General features: G+C 43.8%; 18 protein-coding genes. 6 read left to right on the forward strand and 12 right to left on the reverse strand.

Features of this window, described 5'->3' with window-relative positions:
- The first annotated feature begins 86 nt into the window (after positions 1–86).
- Together B3014_RS02360 and B3014_RS02365 are read left to right on the forward strand one after the other, a co-directional pair.
- On the forward strand, positions 87–470 hold the full coding sequence (locus tag B3014_RS02360) for a 4a-hydroxytetrahydrobiopterin dehydratase (protein ID WP_286304588.1): 384 nt from the start codon (positions 87–89) through the stop codon (positions 468–470).
- A gap of 17 nt (positions 471–487) precedes the next feature.
- Positions 488–859: a DUF2237 family protein gene (locus B3014_RS02365; protein WP_289244401.1), complete on the forward strand. Its 372-nt coding sequence runs from the start codon at positions 488–490 to the stop codon at positions 857–859.
- Positions 860–1,013: 154 nt separating this feature from the next.
- On the opposite strand, the gene B3014_RS02370 is transcribed toward B3014_RS02365, so the two are convergent.
- The 6 genes from B3014_RS02370 to fae form a co-directional block, all read right to left on the reverse strand.
- Positions 1,014–1,463, reverse strand: a complete 450-nt coding sequence (locus B3014_RS02370; protein WP_289244314.1) for a hypothetical protein — start codon at positions 1,461–1,463, stop codon at positions 1,014–1,016.
- A 277-nt stretch (positions 1,464–1,740) separates the two neighbouring features.
- Entirely contained in the window at positions 1,741–3,651 is a 1,911-nt protein-coding gene (locus B3014_RS02375) for an ATP-dependent DNA helicase (RefSeq protein WP_289244315.1), read from the reverse strand.
- Positions 3,648–4,559 carry a hypothetical protein gene (locus B3014_RS02380; protein ID WP_289244316.1) on the reverse strand — a complete coding sequence of 304 codons (912 nt, stop codon included), beginning with the start codon at positions 4,557–4,559 and terminating at the stop codon, positions 3,648–3,650. Before B3014_RS02380 ends, B3014_RS02375 begins: the two co-directional genes overlap by 4 nt.
- Positions 4,560–5,135, reverse strand: coding sequence for a LemA family protein (locus B3014_RS02385; RefSeq protein WP_286304585.1), 576 nt, complete (start codon positions 5,133–5,135; stop codon positions 4,560–4,562).
- Between the two features lie 18 nt (positions 5,136–5,153).
- Positions 5,154–5,687 carry a hypothetical protein gene (locus B3014_RS02390; RefSeq protein ID WP_286304584.1) on the reverse strand — a complete coding sequence of 178 codons (534 nt, stop codon included), beginning with the start codon at positions 5,685–5,687 and terminating at the stop codon, positions 5,154–5,156.
- 120 nt (positions 5,688–5,807) lie between these two features.
- Entirely contained in the window at positions 5,808–6,356 is a 549-nt protein-coding gene (gene fae / locus B3014_RS02395; protein ID WP_286304583.1) for a formaldehyde-activating enzyme, read from the reverse strand.
- Positions 6,357–6,486: 130 nt separating this feature from the next.
- On the opposite strand from fae, the gene B3014_RS02400 reads away from it, so the two are divergent.
- Together B3014_RS02400 and B3014_RS02405 are read left to right on the forward strand one after the other, a co-directional pair.
- The gene (locus B3014_RS02400; protein WP_286304582.1) at positions 6,487–6,882 is read left to right on the forward strand and encodes a group II truncated hemoglobin; all 396 of its coding nucleotides are present in this window, start codon (positions 6,487–6,489) and stop codon (positions 6,880–6,882) included.
- Positions 6,882–7,631, forward strand: a complete 750-nt coding sequence (locus B3014_RS02405; protein WP_286304581.1) for a competence/damage-inducible protein A — start codon at positions 6,882–6,884, stop codon at positions 7,629–7,631. Before B3014_RS02400 ends, B3014_RS02405 begins: the two co-directional genes overlap by 1 nt.
- On the opposite strand, the gene B3014_RS02410 is transcribed toward B3014_RS02405, so the two are convergent.
- Positions 7,613–8,536, reverse strand: coding sequence for an AEC family transporter (locus B3014_RS02410; protein ID WP_289244317.1), 924 nt, complete (start codon positions 8,534–8,536; stop codon positions 7,613–7,615). The genes B3014_RS02405 and B3014_RS02410 overlap by 19 nt on opposite strands.
- A gap of 206 nt (positions 8,537–8,742) precedes the next feature.
- Between B3014_RS02410 and B3014_RS02415 the strand changes: the two genes are divergently transcribed.
- Positions 8,743–10,641: a bifunctional diguanylate cyclase/phosphodiesterase gene (locus B3014_RS02415; RefSeq protein WP_289244318.1), complete on the forward strand. Its 1,899-nt coding sequence runs from the start codon at positions 8,743–8,745 to the stop codon at positions 10,639–10,641.
- Between the two features lie 14 nt (positions 10,642–10,655).
- A complete protein-coding gene (locus B3014_RS02420; protein ID WP_289244319.1) occupies positions 10,656–11,327 on the forward strand; it encodes a transglutaminase-like cysteine peptidase in 672 nt (223 codons plus the stop codon).
- On the opposite strand, the gene B3014_RS02425 is transcribed toward B3014_RS02420, so the two are convergent.
- From B3014_RS02425 to B3014_RS02445, 5 genes are all read right to left on the reverse strand, one after another.
- The gene (locus tag B3014_RS02425) at positions 11,317–11,613 is read right to left on the reverse strand and encodes a DUF3240 family protein (RefSeq protein ID WP_289244320.1); all 297 of its coding nucleotides are present in this window, start codon (positions 11,611–11,613) and stop codon (positions 11,317–11,319) included. The genes B3014_RS02420 and B3014_RS02425 overlap by 11 nt on opposite strands.
- Positions 11,610–14,672, reverse strand: a complete 3,063-nt coding sequence (locus B3014_RS02430) for an efflux RND transporter permease subunit (protein WP_289244321.1) — start codon at positions 14,670–14,672, stop codon at positions 11,610–11,612. The genes B3014_RS02425 and B3014_RS02430 overlap by 4 nt, the downstream gene beginning before the upstream one ends.
- Positions 14,673–14,674: 2 nt before the next feature.
- Positions 14,675–15,775 (reverse strand): efflux RND transporter periplasmic adaptor subunit, encoded by a 1,101-nt coding sequence (locus B3014_RS02435; protein ID WP_289244322.1) that lies wholly within the window; start codon positions 15,773–15,775, stop codon positions 14,675–14,677.
- Positions 15,776–16,109: 334 nt separating this feature from the next.
- On the reverse strand, positions 16,110–16,796 hold the full coding sequence (locus B3014_RS02440; protein WP_289244323.1) for a hypothetical protein: 687 nt from the start codon (positions 16,794–16,796) through the stop codon (positions 16,110–16,112).
- Positions 16,793–17,572, reverse strand: coding sequence for an FTR1 family protein (locus tag B3014_RS02445; protein ID WP_289244324.1), 780 nt, complete (start codon positions 17,570–17,572; stop codon positions 16,793–16,795). The genes B3014_RS02440 and B3014_RS02445 overlap by 4 nt, the downstream gene beginning before the upstream one ends.
- Between the last annotated feature and the right edge of the window lie 5 nt (positions 17,573–17,577).

The following is a 17,577-nucleotide window of genomic DNA, read 5'->3' on the forward strand; positions in this document are numbered from 1 at the left end:
TTGCTTACAAACCCTGATCTGTTTTTGACTCATGATTTCATTTCTGTATAACTGGAGTGGATAGAAATAAACATAAGGAGCTAATTATGGGCTGGCGTGAAGATGGTACTGAAAAAACCTATACAGATGAAGAAGTTGAAGCGCGTTTAAAAGAAGAGCTTCCACATTGGTATTTAGAGAACGGCTGGATACGTCGCAAATATAAAACCAGTGGCTGGAAAAGTACTTTAATGGTAGTGAATACCATTGGTCATTTAGCTGAGGCGGGTTTTCACCATCCGGATTTAACGGTGTCTTATGCCTTTGTTATCGTCAAGCTGACTAATCATGCGGCAAAAGGTATTACCGATAAAGATTTTGAGTTAGCGAAAAAATTTGAAGAAGTGGTGATGTGGCAGCCTGGACTTGATGATGGCGCCTTAGTGGGCACACCTGATGATGCTCGCTTTAAATACATTAAATATGACTAATGGAAAGTTAGATGGATATTGATGAATCGCTGAATGTCTTTGGTGAGAAGTTAGAAAGCTGTAGTGAAGATCCTCTCACAGGTTTCTACCGTGATGGTTGTTGTAATACGAGTGATGCTGACTACGGTCAGCACACAGTCTGTGTTCAAGTCAGTCAGGCATTTCTGGAATATTCACGTTTTCGTGGTAATGATTTAACCACACCAATGAAAGAGTTTGGTTTTCCTGGCTTGAAACCTGGTGATCGGTGGTGTTTATGTGCTCAGCGCTGGCTGGAAGCTTATGAGCATGATATGGCCCCTAAAATTTATCTGGCTGCCACACACCAGCGTGCCACTGAAGTGATTCCTATGGAAGTGATAAAAGAATATGCAGCTGATCTAAATTAGTGGGTTGGCAAGGATTCGTCTATATAGTACCAAATATTATATAACATATTGAATTAATTAAGTTTAATTAATTCCTCAGCATCTGATTTTGGTATAACTATGGCATCAAGACCGAGAGGCACGATTTTCCGCTTTAGAGCTGGGGAGGCATGTATCAACCTCCCCATTTGCCTGAATTATGTAATGTTTCCAATACTTCGAGTACTCTGACTCTTAACTGCGCAGATTTATCTTGTGTCGCGCCCAAAGAGTTATCAAATTCCACTGCTTGTCGCGCTAAGGCTAACGTGTCATATTTTTCATTCGGATTAAAGTCTCTACTAGGCGGAGCTCTCATAGCTAAGCCTTCAGCTGGCGTTATCAAACCGCTTTCTTGTAAATTGAATGACATGCTAGTTAATTCATTATAAGAAATATTCGTCGGATCATATTGATTGGCTATTACCTGCCATTTATTTCCGGCATTACGTCCTGCTTCGCTGAGAGTTAATTTGTCAGCAGCTTGACCTTTAGTTGTATCACTCGAATGAGTTGATACAACAGCAGAAGTATCGTTGTTCATTCGATAGACTTGGCTGATTTGGTCACCGCTATTTATCTGCATATAAAGCCTCTGAAGTAATGAATTATTTACGAACAGTTAGCTGAATTAAGCAAAAAATAGACCAATATAATTAACAGAAAAATTTAATGTAAAAACAGACTTATAACGAATTAGTTCACGTTTTACCGGAAAATTATTGCCGGTATGGATGAAGGAGCGGCAAAAGACAGCGTTATGATCACAAATCTCAGAATATCTGATATTTAAGTTAACTCAGTCGGTTAGAGTTTTTTGGCTACTTATGCGTAAATCCCTGCCGATCCTCAATTAGTGCTTATCAAACGCGACTGGCAAAAAAAGTTTCCACATCTTCAATATTCTGACTGATTGGCATTGGCGGTAAACTCCGCATAAACACTTTGCCATAGGGTTTACTCAGAAAACGTGGATCACATAATACCAACACACCAGAGTCATGGGTGTCACGAATCAAACGGCCAATTCCCTGTTTTAGCTGAATAACTGCAGCAGGGATTTGGATCGTTCGAAAGGGATTACCGCCCCGCTCTTTTAAATCATTAATGCGTGCTTCCAGCACCGGATCGCCAGGTGAAGCAAAAGGAATTTTATCAATCAACACGCAAGATAACGCTTCTCCCCTAACATCTACCCCTTCCCAGAAACTATTCGTACCTAGCAAAATGGCATTGCCATGACTGCGAAACTCTTCAAGCAGTTGCGTTTTAGCACCAGAACCTTGAACCAGCACGGGATAATCAGATTCTTTTAAGGCTTCAGCGACTTCATGCATCGCTTTATAACTGGTGAATAATAAAAAGATTCGCCCCTGGCTGTGCTCAATGACTGATTTTGCGACTTCTGCCACATGGCTATTGTAATTCGGGTTGGATGGCTCAATTGGAATCGTCGGCATATAAAGCAAGCTTTGTTTGCCATAATCAAATGGACTTTGCCAGCTGGCTGTCACCGGATCTTCCAAACCTAGCTGATGAGTGAAGTTATTAAACTTGCCTGCTACCGTGAGAGTGGCTGAAGTGAAGACCCAAGCCTGTGGTTTATCTTTTATCCAGGCTTGGAAATACTGGCTGACTTCTTGTGGCGTGGCATGCAAAATAAAACTCGAATTACGGTTGTCCAGCCATAAAACTAAGTCTGTTTGTTCGTTTTGCTGAAATATGGACAAACGTTCAATCAAATCCTGACAGCGTTGGTGACATTGTTCTAAGCCTCTGCCCCGCTCGGAAGCTGCATCGAGTTGAATTTCTAATTTCTCTAATGATTCCAGTAAGATATCGAGCTTTTCTATAATATCTTGTGACTTTTCTAACACGGGTTGCCAGGGAACGCGTTGCTCATGTTCACCTAGAGCCAGATTAAATTGATGTAAACGATTATCCAATTGTTCTGCTGCAGTGCGGATATCGTTCATATCCGTTGCTTCAGCTTCCATTTCACGGATACTGTCGCGGCTTAATTCCTGGATTTGATGACTGCTGATCCGATGGCCGAGGAATTGACTGGCAATGGCAGGAAGTTGATGGGCTTCATCAATAATATAGGCATCGGCATCAGGTAAAACCTCGCCCTGGCCAGACGACTTCAATGCCATATCTGACATCAATAAATGATGGTTCACTACAACAATATCGGCTTCCTGCGCTTTACGTCTGGCCTCAACAATAAAGCATTCATCGTATTGCGGACATTGCTGCCCAAGACAATTATCAACCGTTGAAGTCACTTTAGGCCACAGCGGCGAGTTTTCTTCTAATAAATCCGTTTCACTTAAATCACCTGTGGTTGTTTTACCGCTCCATTCTCGTAAGGTTTGCAGGGTGTGTTGATGGTATTGCTGACCAGGTTCAGACTCAGCCAGACCAAGACGATGGTGGCATAAATAATTGCTTCGACCTTTTAATAAAGCGGTTTTTAATGGTACAGAAAGTACTTCACGAAGTTTTGGTAAGTCTTTGTTAAATAATTGGTCTTGTAAGTTTTTTGTACCCGTTGAGATAAACACTTTCTGCCCTGAAAGCATGGCTGGTGCAAGGTAGGCAAAGGTCTTACCTGTACCCGTGCCGGCTTCAGCGATGAGAATATCGCCATGCGTTAGCGCTTCACCGACCTGCCGTGCCATCTCCAATTGCTGGGTTCTACTGGTGTAACCTGAAATGTGTTTTGATAACAAACCATTGTCTGCAAATAGTTCATCAATGCGTTCGATCATGCTATCCCTATTCGTTGATTTATCATCCACACCAGACAGATACCCACGATAAAAAAGCCAAGTCCACATGCATAAGCAATGCTTTTGTGACGGTTGATCAAGTTCGCTTCTGATTCAGTAGATAAAATAAATGGCTGGTCTTTCTGTGTTGATGCTTTCAGTATACTCAGTGGTTTTTCATGTGCCATGGCACCGACTTTTACTTTCGCTTGCTGGTAAGCATCTTGTCTTGCTTGCTCCCACTCTTGCTGACTGAGCTGACCATCACGGTTGCTATCATAACGATGTAACAGATCATTAGCATCCTGTTTCCAATCTTTTAAGGTGGCGGTCATCATATTTTTTAAACTTGTGTCTTCAACACTGGCAACGGTTTGAAAATCACCCAATGCGTAAAGATAATCCCCTTCCAGTATGGTCCACTCGGTATAACGACGGGCAGGAAAAGTATCTCGTTTGTACCAGCGATTTTTACGTTTTGTAATGACATTGGCATCATCCGGATCAATTACACACTGATCCGAAGTATCATCTAACAAGAAAATATCATCACTGCTATGTTTTTTAATGACTTTCCAGCGCGACTTGATGCGCCCTTTCCCTTCATATTCAGTGACTTGTTCTTCAATCGTATAACGAAACCAGACACATCTTGTACCTGATACCGGCGAAATAATCGGTGGGCCATCCATTAATTTAGTGGTACCAATCAGTTCCACATATCCCTGTGGTGCGGAGCGGATTTTAGCCGTGGGTACATTTTCAATCAGTCTGGCATATTTATAGTGTTTGACCATCTGATAAAACACGACGATCACTATCGCCGATAAGACGCCCGTTGCAATATAAAACTCAGTAACAGTGAGCTTATTTATCTCAACAGAGAGCGAAGCCAACCAGTCCTGCATCTAGCGTTCAAACAAGCTCTTGATATCGAGATCAACCAGTTCTTCGGATGTAAATTCAAGCAAGGTAAACGATTTAAAGCCAAAAAAACGTGCCAGGATAACATCGGGAAATTGCTCGATACGGACGTTATTGATATTGACGCTTTCATTATAAAATTCACGTCGGTCTGCAATAGTGTTTTCTAACCCCGTAATCCGAGCCTGTAAATGCTGGAATGATTGATCTGCTTTCAACTCCGGATAGGCTTCAGCTACAGCGAATAAGCTGCCTAATCCCATGCGTAATGCCCCTTCGGCAGAACCTAACGCTGAAATATCACCATTTTGTTGAGCAGTGGCAACGGATGCGCGCGCCTGCATGACTTTTTCCAGGGTGTCCTGTTCGTACTGCATATATTGCCGACAGGTTTCGACCAGCTTGGGCAGTTCATCGTGGCGTTGTTTGAGTAATACATCAATGTTTGACCAGGCTTTACTGACATTGTGTTTGAGACTAACCAGATTGTTATAGATGATGATGAGGTAAACAACTAAAACAACAACGACAGCCCAAAATATAAATCCCGTAATAGTCATCCATTTACCCTCAAATGATTAGTCGTCCTGATTTTCCCATACGTCGGTTTCTAGACCGTTTTCGCGGGTCCATACCCGTTCACCAATAATCTTGAATTGTGCGATAGACATGGCACCGCGCTTTTTTCGGTTACTGTCTTTTTTATTATCTAATGCATCCGCAATAGCTTCACGGCTTGCTTCATAGATTTCATCGACGTCGTAGTGCTCATCAAACAGCACTAATACAGCCAGATCCCAATCCTGTTCAGGATTTAATTGTCCAATTCTGGGGCTGGCTTTACTGCTATCAAAAATGGCTCGGCCTTTGATAATAATACGTTTATCCTGCCGATGCCCTTCCTTGCCGGTCGCATCAATCGGACTGTTGGGGTCATTAATCAGTGAAAGGTTGAGCGCTCTTGCTGCATCAAAGCGGGCAATCTCGCCAGTAATCGGTAAGGTGCTCCCAGTAGCTTCACGGTATTTTGCCGCAAGCTGTCGGGTTTCATGCATTAATTTATCAATGGAATAGAGGTCCATATCTACCTTGAATGTTTCTTCATTTGCCACCGATTATACATGGCAAAAAAAACGGTCTGTCCAGTTTAAAAGACAGACCGTTTAAAACTTGAGGCTGTGAATATCTCCTCTTATACAGAGACCACAGCTAACTCATTGAGTTTCCAGTTTTTATTTTTTAGCATCAAGTTCTTTTTGGTAATATTTGTGAACCAATTTATCTTGATTTTCCAATAAATAATCGATGCTTGGCTCGTTATTCATGGCTTTTTCGATAGCACGGCGAGTGGCTTCGCGGTGAATGTTGAATAAAGCTTCGTGATCTAAGTCTTCAACAGTCACGATGCTTGGGTTCAACCATACAGAAACGATGATACCTAAATCGTTCGCTTTTTCTTTTGGAATAGTACCGTTACGAACAGCATCTAATACGCCGTTAGCGATAGCGCCTTGAACTGTACCCATCAGAATGTTGGTGTAAGCTGTTTTCTTAACAGTGACTTTACTGACCATTAATGTGGCAGGTTTAACTTGCATGTCAGTGTTCATCAGCGCTAATACGCGTGAGTGACCTTGTACTTGGTCGCCCATCAGGTTAGCAAATGCGGTACCAAATGGACCGTCTAATTCACCGATAACCACTTCTGGCTCAGCCGCTGTAAAAGCAGGACCACCGCCAACCAGTGCTTCACCTGTACGCATGACAATTCTATCGCTCATAGGATAATTCTCCTGTTTATTGCTAAAAGATGGGCCAATTATCCCGGTCTGTGGCCAAGCTCGCAACCTTGATTCGCTTTATCGTCTTGTTCAACAAGGTTAAACTAGTCTTTTTTTGTTGAATTCAATCATGGCTGAAATAGCAACTCCCTACGAACGTATCGGTGGCGAAGCCGGTGTCAGACATCTATGCAAAACTTTTTATGAGGTGATGTGTGAGACGCCTCAAACACAACATATTCGTGATTACCATCCAAAAGACATCAGTATCAGTGAAGAAAAATTATATTTGTTTCTGACTGGCTGGTTGGGTGGCCCGCCTTTATATACTGATAAATACGGTCATCCAAGACTGAGAGCTCGACACTTGCCCTTCTCTATTGGTATCGAAGAACGTGATCAATGGCTTTATTGTATGGCTCAGGCATTAAAATCGATGGATTTAGATCCCTTATTTTCAGAACAGCTGATGGCGTCGTTTGTACAGACAGCTGATTTTATGCGTAACCGTCCAGAGACTGAATAATGAATATTGGCGCGCTAATCATTGGTGATGAAATTCTGAGTGGCAAACGTCAGGATAAGCATTTCGCTCATTTACAATCCGTTCTGGCCAAACGTGATTTGGAATTAAGTTGGACATTAATTGTTGGTGACGATCCACAGCAATTGGAACGCGCCTTACGCTTTTCAATGAGCAGTCCTGATCTGGTGTTCAGCTTCGGAGGCATTGGTGCCACTCCGGATGATAGAACCCGCCAGACGGCTGCTTTAGTGAAAGGCGTTGAGATCAAACCTCACCCTGATGCAGTCAAAGCAATTGAAGATCAGTTTGGTAAAGATGCCTATCCTAATCGTATTTTGATGGGCCACTTACCCGAAGGTAGCCGCATTATTCCCAATACTATTAATCGCGTGCCGGGTTTTAGTCTGGATAACCATCACTTTATGCCGGGCTTCCCTGAAATGTCCTGGCCCATGCTGGAATGGATTTTAGATACCCATTACCCACACTTACAGGGCTTGCGTCCCAAAGCGGAAAGAATCATTACCATTACAAAAGGGCGTGAGTCAGATTTACTGCCGACAATGAATGAGATTGTCGCCCAATATCCGCAGTTAAAATTATCAAGCTTGCCCAAACTCGGCGATGAGCCTCAAATTGAATTCAGCTTGCGTGGTGACGCTGAACAAATTGAGCAAGCCATGCAACATGTGATTGCGGCCGTTGAAGCAGCCGGCTTTATCTGGTCTGACTACAGGCCGGGTAAATAATGAAACCATAAAGGTAACGTGACAACGCTTAATAAGGTCGTCAATGTGACTGCGGCAGCATAGAGTGGACTATCTAATTGGTAACGTTCACATATCACGACACCAAACACCATAGTTGGCATGGCAGCCAAAAGCACGACGGCCAATGCGATATCCGCAGGCAGTTCGAACCAGCCCCCCGTGAAAAACACAGCCACCGGAACTAATAATAAGGTAATCACAGCGACCGGCAATAAAAGCGGTAAATAACGTAATCTTAAGCTGTCCCAGCGAATACTCATGCCCAAGGCAATCAGCATCAGTGGCACCACACCACCAGATAATGTCGTTAATGTGTGATGAACCAGTTCTGGACGTGGCACATGCAGCACATTTAATAAAAGCGCGATCACAACCGCCCACAATGGCGGCACCTTGGTGAGTTCTTTTAAGGGATGGACTTTTTGCTGACCCGCCCCACCGAAATGATGCGCCATTAATATGCCAAAAGTCATCAACGCCGGTGTGCAGGCAAATAAGTCATATTGCAGCACAATGGCATTACTCCATGAGCCGAGTACCTGATTGGTGACCGGTAAACCAAGGTAGGTCACATTCGGAAAGATTGCAGCCAGCATCAGTGCGCCTTTTTGTTCAGGCGTGGTTTTGATAAATCGCAATAAACACCACATAACAATGCCTGCTGTTAGCAAACCAGAAAATGCCGTGAGAGAAATTTTAAGAGAGGTCTTATCTATGGGTGCGCCCCAGATGACATCTAACACCAGGGCTGGCAGTAAAATAAAGAAAACCAGATCGGTTAAGGCGCGGCGGTGTGCCAGAGCTGGAATATGCCTTGGTGCACATTGTTTCCAGGCAAAACCACAGGCAATGAGAAGCCCCATCTGCACTAATACTAATAACATCTGTATCGCCTATAAATGAAACGCTGATCGTAGCAATCTACCTGCTGAAACAAAAGACTTATTGCCCGCGCTGATGATGCTTGCTGTGATGTCGTGGTCAGGGTATTGTTAGCGTTTTGGTGATAATTCATCAGATTCCATCAAGTTAGCCGATATACATCAGGCAGTACTTAAAATGGCCTGAACATCGTAATAAGGAAATCAATATGTCACTTTCTAAGCAGTTGTTAATTCTAATCAGCTTACTTTTTCTGATTGTTTTTTCAGCAAGCTTTGTGATCAGCATGGGCAGTATCCGTGACTATCTCGAAGTTGAATCTGAAATACATATGCAGGATACCGCCACATCGTTGGGTCTCTCACTTAGCCCGCATATGGAAGATGAAAATGATCCGATATTACAAACAATGATGAGCGCCATTTTTGATATGGGCTATTACCGCGAAATGCGTTTAGAAGATATTGATGGTAAAACGCTGGTGAGTCTGAAAAATCCCGTCAAAATGGAAGGCGTGCCCCAATGGCTAATCAACTGGTTACCCATGAAGTCTGCCACAGCTTCATCAGAAATCAGCTCTGGCTGGTCAATATCCGGCACACTCTATGTCAGTAGCAACCCGGCTTATGCTTATTTGAAACTCTATAAACAAGCCAAAGAAACCTTATTGTATTCCGTGATTATTTTTGTGGGTGCATTTGCATTACTCATGCTGGTGTTACGGTTTACCTTACAACCACTTAAAGCGATACAAAGACAGGCTAATGAAATTTCTTCTGGTCAATTTACTACGATTGATCGTCTGCCCTGGACCAAAGAAGTCCGCCATGTTGCTCAGTCTATGAACAGTATGTCAGTCAAGATTGGCGATACCATCACTCGACTAAATCAACGGCTCGATGCCTTGAATGATAATCTCAAACGTGATGGCTTAACCCGATTACTCAATCAAGCCACTTTTACCGCCGACATGAAAAAGCGACTATCAAGCGGCCATACCGGGTATGTGAGTTACATCAAGTTTGTTGATTTAGCTGATATCAGTAAACAAAAAGGGAATCAACTGGCTGATACACTCTTAAAAGATATGGCCCGTATATTGAACAATGCCGTGGCCGGCAATGGTCATGCCTATCGTCTGTATGGTGCCGAGTTTGCCATTATTTATGATGAGTCTGATATCAATCTGATTCAGTCATTTGCTAAAAATCTGCAACAGGCAATGACAGAACTGGCTGAGCATTATGAAGTCGACGATCTGGTTCACATTGGTTTAGTTAAATTTGATCGCACCAGTGAGTTTGAACGTTTAATGCCTGCTTTAATTGAAGCCTATGAGCAGGCCAGTATTATTGGACAAAACGCCTTTTTCATTAAAGATGACTCCATCAGTTCTCTTTCTGAACAAGAATGGAAAGCCGCCATTACCCACGCTATTAATCGTGATACGCCAGAAATCTACTTCACAGCCGAAGCCTATAATTATGATGGTCCTAAGCCTGTCAAAGTGATGCAGGAAGCCTTTAGCTTTGTCAAAGATAAAGCGGGTAACACCCTGTCTGTCGGGACTTTTTTCTCTATGGCGCAAGAGTTTGGATTGTCGGAATCTGTGGACCGTTGCATTGTGAACAAAGTCCTACTCAAAATGGAGCAAGATCGTATTAGCTGTCCTGTCAGTATCAACCTGACGATGGACTCAATTGATTCAGCCAGTTTCCATAAATGGCTGGAATCTCGTATCGAGCAGTCCGTTATTTCTGCTGAGTTACTGACTTTTTCTGTCTCGGCCTATGCCGCCACTAAAAACCTCAAAGCCTTTACTAACTTCAGTCGTTTTGTGAAGTCATTGGGCGCAAATAGTCTTATCAAACGTTATTCTGCCGATATTATTGCCATTGATGAGTTACGACATTTGCATCTGGATTACATCAGACTCGCACGTGATTTGACACAGAACATTGGTAGTAACGCCAGTAAACCAGACTTTTTGGAAATTATGCATGAAGTCTCTCGCTTGCTGGATATCAAAGTACTTGCTGAGGCAGTCACAAACGATGAAGATTTTGCGATTGTTAAACAAGCTGGCATCTACGGTATCAGTCGTTAAAGTCTGAGCTATCCATGCTGTTTAAACGCCCTCTGTCGTTATTGCTGATACTGACATGTTTGATATTGTCGTTGCCGCTTGTCGCTGACCTCAATATCAGTTCACGCGTATTGGACAAGATTGAGGCGCAATATAATAAATTTGCCCGCAAGCGTGTTGAAGACTGGCAAAAACTGGTGGCAGAAAATAAGGACTTACCTGAAGCGGAAAAACTTGAGCTGGTGAATCAGTTTTTTAATACCAATGTGTTGTTTATCGACGATATCGACCTCTGGAACAAAAAAGACTATTGGGCAACGCCACTGGAAATGCTGTCAATTGGGGGTGGTGACTGTGAAGACTATTCGATCGCGAAATATTTCACGCTAAAAGAATTAGGCGTGGATGAAGATAAATTACGTATCACTTATGTTAAAGCGAAAGAACTCAATCAAGCCCATATGGTGCTGACCTATTTCAAGACAAAACGCTCTGTACCGTTAGTACTGGATAATTTAATCACCGACATCAAACCAGCCACTCAGCGTAATGACTTAACCCCGGTTTATAGCTTCAATGGTACCGGTTTATGGCTGGCAAAATCACGTGGGGAAGGCCAGCGTGTCGGAGGCTCTTCGCGTTTGTCTTTATGGCAAGACTTAGAAAAACGTATGCAAAAACAAGCAGAAGAAGCTACTAGCGAATAATGCCACTGGCGCTGAGAGGTAACTGCCAATAATGTATCTCGGCGCCAGCAAAACTCGACGATAAACCATCAAGAACCGTTTTTACTCGTTCATCATCAAGTTCTACCCAGTAAATCATTTGTTTGCGTTGCCCCTCTACCTGTTCGCTAATACTCATCGCATGACCAGCACCATGACCGGAGGCCCGTTGCGAGGTAAAGCCATCAATCTGCGGATGAAGTAATAACCAGTCGCTTAATGCTGCTTCTAACGAGGGTTTTACGATAAGAGCTAATAGACACTTCATTTTGCGACTCCAAATCGTCTGAACAAGAGTGGCAGTAACACCAGGGTTAATAAGGTGGCGCTAACTAAACCGCCAATCACCACAATAGCTAGCGGCCGCTGAATTTCTGAGCCGGGCCCGCTTGCGAACAGTAAAGGCACAAGACCAAAGGCAGCAATCGTCGCTGTCATCATCACTGGTCTTAAGCGGCGCATCGCACCCTCTCTGACCACGTCATCTACTGCCATACCTGTTTCTAACAGCTCATTAAAGTAACTCACCATTACCACGCCATTTAATACAGCAATGCCGAGTAAAGCGATAAACCCCACAGAAGCAGGCACAGATAAATATTCACCCGTCAGCCAAAGTGCAGTGATTCCGCCCACCATGGCAAATGGCACATTACTCATCACCAATGTAGCTTGGCGTAAAGATCGGAAAGTGGAAAACAATAATAAGAAAATTAAAGATAAAGCCACAGGAATGACCACCATTAAGCGTTTTGCGGCTCGCTGCTGGTTTTCAAACTGACCACCCCAGGAAAACTGATAGCCGCTCGGTAAATCGATATCTTTTGCCACAGCGGCCTGAGCTTCTTCTACAAAACTGACTAAATCACGATCGGCCACATTCGCCACCACCACCGACATTCGCTGTCCTTGTTCTCTGCGAATAGATACCGGTCCTTCGACCCGTTTTAAAGTGGCCAGGTCCGAAATCTGTACCTGTCTGTTGCCCGCCACGTTCAATCTCGCATGGGCAAATAAGCTCACCACTTTCTGTAAACTGCGTTCGCCTTGAATCACCAGTGGATAGCGTCTGGCACCCTGATAAATCGTGCCTACCTGACTTCCCTGAATTAACATTCGTAGTTGCGGCAGAACTTCTTCAACACTTAAGCCGAGACGGCCGAGCGTTAATGCATTCAGATCAATTTGATAATACTGAGCACCATCATTCTGACTGGTGATGACATCTTCCGCACCGCGAATACTGGACACAACTTGCACAACACGTTTAGCTAACTCATTGAGTGTGTCACCATCTTCACCAAATATTTTGATGGCCAGATCGCCTCTGACGCCGGTAAGCATTTCAGACACACGCATTTCAATTGGCTGCGTAAAGCCATAATTCAACCCCGGAAACTGCTCCAGAACCTGCCTTATTTTTAGCTTTAGCGCCTCTTTTGTTGCCACCTGCCATTGCTCACGAGGCTTGAGGATTAAAAACATATCCGTTTCATTTAGGCCCATCGGATCCAGGCCGAGTTCATCTGCACCGGTTCTGGCAACTACGCCGGTGATTTCAGGCACATTTTTTAATAATGCCTGTTGCACGCGCTTGTCTAAAGCAACGGATTGTTCCAGGGTAATTGAAGGCAGTTTTTCTAATTGCACAATCAAATCGCCCTCATCCATAACTGGCATAAAGGCCTTACCCACTTGGGTGTATAAAACAGCGGCAAAGGCGAGTAATAACAACGCAATCATCACCACACTTTTTGTATGATCCAGTGACCAGGCTAATACCGGCGCATAGAGCCTTTTTAATACTCTGGGTAAGAACGGCTCATCATGAGACACATGTTTCAATAAAAAAGAGGCCAGCACCGGAATCACGGTCAGTGATAAAACTAAGGAACCAGCCAATGCAAATACAATAGTCAAGGCCACGGGAATAAACAGTTTGCCTTCCAGGCCCTGTAAGGTCAGTAATGGCAGAAACACAATGACGATAATAATGATGCCTGAGGTGACTGGCACCGAGACATTTTTTACTGCACGATAAATTAAATGCAGTCTTGGCAGCACCGCAGCCCGTGATTTATCGGCTAATTGTGAGACGATGTTTTCAACCACTACCACCGCAGCATCAACCAGCATACCGATGGCAATGGTTAAACCACCTAAACTCATCAAGTTGGCTGATAAACCAAACTGACGCATCATGATAAAAGTGATCATGGCTGAAAGCGGTAATACCAGTGCAACCACAATCGCCGCCCTGAGATCACCCAGAAATAGCAGCAGAAAGACCAGAACCAGCACCACCGCTTCAATCAATGCTTTGTTCACACCATGAATTGCATCTGCGACTAGCTCACCACGGTTATAAAAAACATTGATGCTTACATCATCTGGCAAGGAGGCTTGTAATTCGGCGAGCCGTTTTTCAATACCGGCTACGACTTTTTTGGCATTCGCACCTCGTAAACCCAACACCAAGCCTTGTACCGCTTCGCCCTGTCCATTGGCACTGACTGCACCATAACGCGTCAGTGAGCCAATTCTGCATTCCGCGACCTGTGAGAGTAAAACAGGTTCATCGGCATCGGACTTCACCACCAGGCGTTTTATATCGTCCAGATTTTGCAGACTACCTTGAGCACGAACCAGTAACACTTCTTCGCCTTCATCAATGCGTCCCGCACCATCGTTACGGTTATTGTTTTCCAATGCCTGTTGGATATCAGCAAGGCTGATATTTAATGCGGCAAGTTTGGCTAAATCCGGGATAATTTCAAAGGTTTTGACATAACCGCCTAATGAATTGACATCAGCCACCCCTTCAACACTGCGTAAGGCTGGCCTGATGACCCAATCCAATAATTCACGCCGTTGCATCAAATCCAGCGTGGGACTGTTCACAGTAAACATGAACATTTCACCCAACGGAGTCGTTAACGGTGCCAAGCCACCCTGAATATCAGCAGGCAAGGTATCTTTGATAGCTGATAAACGTTCAGCCACTTGCTGACGTGCCCAATAGATATCCGTGCCCTCTTCAAAGTCCACGGTAATATCGGTCAGGCCATATTTCACTACAGACCGTAACATGCGTTGTTTGGGTATCCCCAGCATCTCAACTTCGACCAGGGCGGTAATGCGGCTTTCCACTTCTTCCGGTGTCATACCCGGTGCTTTGAGGATAATTTTTACCTGTGTTGTCGAGACATCAGGAAAAGCATCGATCGGCGTATCGTTAAAGGCCTTCCAGCCAAAACCAATCAGAACAACCACCAGAATCAGCATCATCAGACGCTGCGTCAATGAAAAACGAATCAGACCATCCATGTCTATTTCCCCTCAGCTTGCCAGGCAGACTTCAGCGATGACACGCCTTCATCAATCACATATCCGTTACTTAAAAAAGCATCTGATACCGTGACACTATTCTCTGATTGAGAAACAATATGTACTGGTCGCAGGCTGATAGATTGACCATCAAAATAAAAGATATGGGTTATGCCTTCGACACGTAATATGGCTTTATAGGGAATCTCATAAAGCACAGAGTTGTTATTTTGCACAAAACAAACCTGTACAAATTCACCAGGCGTCAGCAAATTAGTATTTTCAGAGGTTTCAGCACGTACTAAAACCCCCTGATCAATATCATGAACTTGCCTACCTACTGTCATCACAGCAGCTGAGATATCCCTGTCACAGACCATCACTTTTGAGCCAATATTGATGTTACTGGCGACCAGCAGTGGCACATGGATTTCAAGCCATAATGTTGATAAATCAGCCACCTCATACAACACATCAGAAGCCATCACGCGTTGGCCAATCACGGCATTTTGCGCCATGACCACCCCCTCACTGACCGCACGAACATGTAAATGGCTGTCCATGGTTTGTTGTTGCTTTAATGTTTTAATGGCATCTAAGGGCATTCCTGCTAACTGCAAGGTTTTTATTTGGCTATCAACCAAGGTTTTTTGCTGTTGATAACGCGTTTTAGCATCAAGATAACGGCGCTCGGCAATAATGCCCTCATTAAATAATTGCTTATCCCGTTGCATTTCAGTGAGTAATTGATTGAGCAGCCCCTCAGCCTGTAAATACTGGGCCTGTAACGATAACAAGGCCGGACTATTAACGGTGGCCAACACTTGACCTGCCTTAACAATATCGCCTTCAGCCACTAACATTTGCGTGACTACGCCTTCCTGACTGGTATGAACAATATGCCGATTCGCATTAGGAACAGACACTTTGGCGGGATAATGATGACTTTTTGTTTCGGAAACAGATACCGCCGCTTGATAGCTCACTCCAAGGTTGTCCATTTGGGTTTTATCCAATTGCAAACTTTGCGCATCTGCAGGGATCGATGATAAACCAAGAGTCATCGTCATCAATAAGGGGCGCAATATATTACTAAACATCATGTTTTCCTGAATAAAAGAGAGATGAAATAAGCGCAAAGACCAAAGTGTGTATGTGGGGAGCCAGAGCTTGTATGGTCGGTATCAGATAGCCGAATAGATGGCAGTTTTGAGGAAAAAACACTGGTGATTTATTCAAACGGAAGGTCAAAACTGTGTTTGTCAGATGTGGTATTTGAAGATGTGTGTTGATAAGGCTTGCCAGCCCACTGTCTATCTCGATCGGGTGTTTTATTATCCCTGTTTGCATCACTTGGCTCTACTCTCATGAGATAGTCGTCATATTAGTGATGGCTTATTAACAAAACCTTAAATGGTTAACAAAACTTTACATTGACTAAAATTCAAACTCAGTCAGAAAACGTAATGTGGCATCAGGGGACTGTTTGCCCACACCAAATAATACCCCGGTTTCCCAGTGAAGTTTTTTTCCTGCAGAAAAGCGAATATCGCCCAGTGCAACCGGACCAATAGCACGAGTTTCATCACCAGCATAATATTCGACAGCAGGTTCAAAGCTGGGGGATAAACGATAACGAGCTTGCATGCCTAAGGCTGTTTCAAACTCTTCCTCAATATCATCACCCCACTCGTATTCTAACCACAGATTCGCAGCGCCTACCCATCTACCCCATTGTTTTTCCATGAGTAGTCCAGTAGCTGCTTCCCATTGATCACGAATATTGGATTTTTCAAGCTCGGTGACCAGTCCCCAGTCTATCGAGTACTCTCCCTGCTCGCTTAGTTGCCACTTTGCTTCGAGTTCATAGCTATGCAAACGAAAATTATCGTTTTCTTCACTGGCGGTAAGATAGCCTTCAACATAGAGTCGATCAGACAATGACTGCCCATAACTGAGTTTTTGTAAACTGTCGCCTTCAGCGCTAATCATGCGCCACTCGACTTCTTTTTCTAATGGCTGCACATAGGGATGGTAGATTTTATCAATGGATGAACCATCAGCCTGCACCAGGAGAGGTGTAAGAAATAAAGCACTAGCAATGGTGATTAAACGGTATTTCATGAGTTTCGGTCTCGCTTTATAAAGCTGAACATCGCCACACAAAACAAGGTAGCCATACTGAAAAGGTAGGCAATAACCTGACTAATTTGAGGGGTGGCTTCATAGCCTACTAATGCAAACAGAAGTTGCCCGGCCACAGAATGTTCATCAATGATATTAGAGCTATTCCAGATAGGTTCTGATGAGGTGAATAGATCTGCCTGAATCAGGAACTCTATCGCTTGCGACATTAAGCTTCCCGCCACAAATAACAATAATAGATAGCCAACCCACACACCATGTCGGGGGATAAGGTTCACAATAAAATAATAAATGAACACCCCCACACTGACACCCAGACCGGCGCCAACCGCACCGCCCATTAATACTGGCCCTAGTAAATCCGGTACGCCAAAGAATCCAGTGATAAATAACAACACCTCAGATCCTTCGCGCATCATAGCCAAAATAACGGTGCTCATAATGGCCAGAATGGTCAAAACTCGACAACGTCTGTCATTTTGGTGAGGCACCACATAGACAAAAAAGAGCAAGGCTATAAAAATCAGAATATTTATCGAGGCATTGACAAGCTCCTGCCCAATACCACCAAAAGCCATTGATACATGACGAATCGTTAGCGCATAAATAACGCCGCTCATCAGCCCCAGGATTAATGCCAATAACATCCATTTTAAACTGCGATTCAAAATCTGACTCAGCGCCAGAAATACACTAATAATTAATGAGGCTTCTAACACCTCACGCAAGACTATCACCACTGCATTCAGTAACACGTCAT

This window comes from Methylophaga sp. UBA678, assembly GCF_002299105.1.
GTDB lineage: Bacteria > Pseudomonadota > Gammaproteobacteria > Nitrosococcales > Methylophagaceae > Methylophaga > Methylophaga marina.